The organism is Pedobacter agri PB92 (genome assembly GCF_000258495.1).
GTDB classification, from domain to species: Bacteria; Bacteroidota; Bacteroidia; order Sphingobacteriales; family Sphingobacteriaceae; genus Pedobacter; species Pedobacter agri.
In genome coordinates this window covers 1-3,316 of record NZ_AJLG01000289.1, presented here as the reverse complement: position 1 = coordinate 3,316, position 3,316 = coordinate 1, and the positions used below count along the sequence as shown (strand labels likewise).

Genomic DNA, 3,316 nt, shown 5'->3' with positions numbered 1-3,316 from the left:
ACGTACACACTCACATTATGTTGTAATGGATGATGTTCGTTATTTAGGAGAAGATAGGAAATATGATGGTTTTATTAATCAACGACAGCTGGATTGGTTGGCAAAAGATTTAAAGTTTGTAGCCAAAGATGCGCTCTTGATCATCAATCTTCATATTCCAGTTCACAATTCAGTAAAAACAATACTGATTTATACGCCGTTTTAAATGGTTTTACGAATGTCCACATCATGTCTGGCCATACGCATTATAACAGAAATGTAATAACTGGTAATGTGTTTGAGCACAACCATGGTGCAGTTTGTGGTGCCTGGTGGACTGGTCCGGTTTGTGAAGACGGTACGCCAAGAGGTTACGGCGTTTATGAAGTAGATGGCACGAATTTAAGGTGGTACTATCAACCTACCGGATTAAGCAGAAAAGAACAGGTACATATTTATGTTGATGAATTAACCAATCAGAAAAGATTAATCGCCAATGTTTGGAACTGGGATCCGAACTGGAAAGTAGAATACTTTATTGATGGAAAGGCGATGGGCGCAATGGAAAACCAAAAAGGTTACGATCCGCAAACAGTAACATTATATAAAGGTGCAACCTTACCCGCGGGAAGAACTTTCCCTGAGCCGCATTCTACAGAACATTTGTTTGTAGCGCATTTTGCTCCTTCGGTGAAAGTTGTTAAGGTAGTGGCTACCGATCGGTTTGGCGAAAAGTTTGAGGCAGAATTTAAAGGTTAGGAAATGAAATTACCAGCTATATTATTGATTCTCTTTGCTGGCACTACCTCATTCACCAATCGTTACTCAAATAACGTTAAATATCCTGCGTTCAGTGCTGAAGCGCATCGTGGCGGCAGGGGATTGATGCCAGAAAATACCATACCGGCAATGCTTTATGCGCTGAAAAATAGCAAGGTTACTACCCTTGAAATGGATACCCATATCACCAAAGATCTTGAAGTGGTGGTTACACATGATGATTATTTGAGCAGGTCGTTCACGCTAAAACCTGATGGAACTGAAATAGCCAAAGAAGAAGCAAAAAAATATGTGGTATATGAAATGGGTTATCAAGCTTTAAGCAAATTTATTGTTGGTTCGAAAGATTATCCCGCTTTTCCTGAACAGCAAAAAGTCAAAAGCTATATTCCACGGCTTGGTGATTTAATTGATTCTGTTCAACGCCATATCAAAATCAATAAGCTAAAACAGTGTTTTTATGATATTGAAATCAAATCATCAGAAAAAGGCGACGATATCACGCATCCAAAACCCGAAAAATTTGCAGATTTGGTTGTTGCCATTATCCGAAAAAAAAGGATAGCAAATTATACCATTATTCAGTCTTTTGACAAAAGAGCCCTTCAGGTGGTTCACCAAAAATATCCTGATATCAAACTTTCTTACCTGGCCAACAACGATAAAAGCTATGAAGAACATATCCATGATTTAGGTTTTAAGCCTTTCATCATAGGTTCTTCGTATAAAGGTTTCAATCCTGCTATCATCGCGAAAGCACATGCAGATGGTGTGAAAGTTTTAACTGCTACGGTAAATACTAAGGCAGAAATTGAAAAACTTAAAAAACTTAAAATAGATGGAATCATGACTGATTACCCAAACCTTTTTTAATAATTATAAAATCGATATGAAATTTAAAATAGCAGTTACATTATTTTGCGCAGCAAGTATGTCTGCGTCAGTTTCCTTTGCACAACAAACGAAATTCCCAGCCTTCAGTGCGGAGGCGCATCGAGGAGGCAGAGGGCTTTATCCGGAAAATACCATTACGGCGATGTTGCAAACTATGAAAATTGATGGAATCACGACATTGGAAATGGACACGCACATCACTAAAGATGGAAAGGTGGTGGTTACCCATGATGATTATTTAAGTCCTGCTTTTATGCTTACGCCAGATGGCAAAGAAATTCCTGCCACCGACGCAAAAAAATATCCGGTTTTTGGTATGGATTATAACGATTTGAAAGCATTTGATTTGGGAAGCAAGTATTTCGATTCATTTCCAAAACAACAGAAATCTAAACAATACATTCCGTTGCTTGCAACGTTAATCGATTCAGTACAGGCTGAAATTAAGAAGGCTAAGCACAAACAATTTTTTTATAATATCGAAACTAAATGCAGCGAAAAAGGAGATGGTATTACGAATCCTGAACCTGAAGTTTTTGTTAAATTATTAATGGATGTAATCGAGAAAAAGAAGATTACGCCTTTTGTGGTTATTCAGTCATTTGATAAAAGGACAATTCAAATCATCAATAAAAAATATCCTAAAGTAAAAACATCGTTTCTGGTAGCCAACAAAAAGTCATACGAAGAAAACATTGCTGATTTAGGTTATAAACCATTTATTCTAAGTCCGGTTTGGCAAATGGTAACGGAAGAATTGGTTAACAAAGCACATGCCGATGGCGTGAAGGTGATTCCCTGGACCGCAAACAGTGCTGAAGAGATCAGGAAGCTCAGGGCGCTGAAAGTCGATGGAATTATTTCTGATTACCCAGATGTTTTAGTTCAAACGAAGTAGTATTTTAGTTTTCCAAAATCAATCACTATGAAAAGAAATCTTTATAAGCACCTAATTGTCGCAGTTGTATGTTTGCTTCTAAATTTGGGTTACGCATCAGCTCAAACGGTAAAGTGGGATAGCACTTATCGACCTGGTAAGTACGTTGAAATTGTAAATAAATTTAAAGCAGATCCCATATCCAAAAAGAACTTTGTGTTTTTGGGCAATAGCATTACTGCCGGAACTGACTGGGCAAAATTATTAGCTCTCCCGCAGGCAAAAAATCGTGGTATTTCAGGTGACATTACTTTTGGCGTATTGGAGCGGTTGCAGGAGATCATTGATGGAAAGCCGGAGAAGGTTTTTATCCTTATTGGTATTAACGATATCTCAAGAAATATTCCTGATAGTGTGATTTTAAGAAATTATAAAACCATGATTTCGAGAATTCGCAAGGGCTCAAAGAAAACTCAAATTTACTTTAACACGCTTTTACCGGTTAACAGTTCTTTCGGTAAGTTTAAAAATCATTATAATAAAGATGAGCACATTTTATGGTTGAATGATGAGATTAAAAAATTCACTGCTAAAAATGTTACCGTTATTGATTTGTATTCAAACTTTATTGATCAGGATAAACATCTTCGTGCTGAATTAACAAAGGATGGACTTCATCTGATTCCGGAAGGCTATAAAGTTTGGGCTGATTTTTTAAATAAAACAGGCTACTTAAAATAACAGTTTTTCTAAAATCCTATGGCATAAAAAAAGCAGTGTGTACGT

General features: G+C 36.9%; 4 protein-coding genes and 1 pseudogene. All 5 read left to right on the top strand.

Features of this window, described 5'->3' with window-relative positions; genetic code table 11:
• Positions 1-205, top strand: a pseudogene (locus ON09_RS26405) (hypothetical protein); the annotation flags it as partial.
• 23 nt (positions 206-228) lie between these two features.
• Complete coding sequence (locus tag ON09_RS23180; RefSeq protein ID WP_051010264.1) at positions 229-738, top strand: calcineurin-like phosphoesterase C-terminal domain-containing protein; 510 nt, start codon at positions 229-231, stop codon at positions 736-738.
• Between the two features lie 3 nt (positions 739-741).
• Positions 742-1,632, top strand: a complete 891-nt coding sequence (locus ON09_RS23175; RefSeq protein WP_010603455.1) for a glycerophosphodiester phosphodiesterase family protein — start codon at positions 742-744, stop codon at positions 1,630-1,632.
• A 16-nt stretch (positions 1,633-1,648) separates the two neighbouring features.
• The gene (locus ON09_RS23170) at positions 1,649-2,551 is read left to right on the top strand and encodes a glycerophosphodiester phosphodiesterase family protein (protein ID WP_010603454.1); all 903 of its coding nucleotides are present in this window, start codon (positions 1,649-1,651) and stop codon (positions 2,549-2,551) included.
• A gap of 27 nt (positions 2,552-2,578) precedes the next feature.
• Complete coding sequence (locus tag ON09_RS23165) at positions 2,579-3,271, top strand: GDSL-type esterase/lipase family protein (protein ID WP_010603453.1); 693 nt, start codon at positions 2,579-2,581, stop codon at positions 3,269-3,271.
• Positions 3,272-3,316 lie beyond the last annotated feature (45 nt).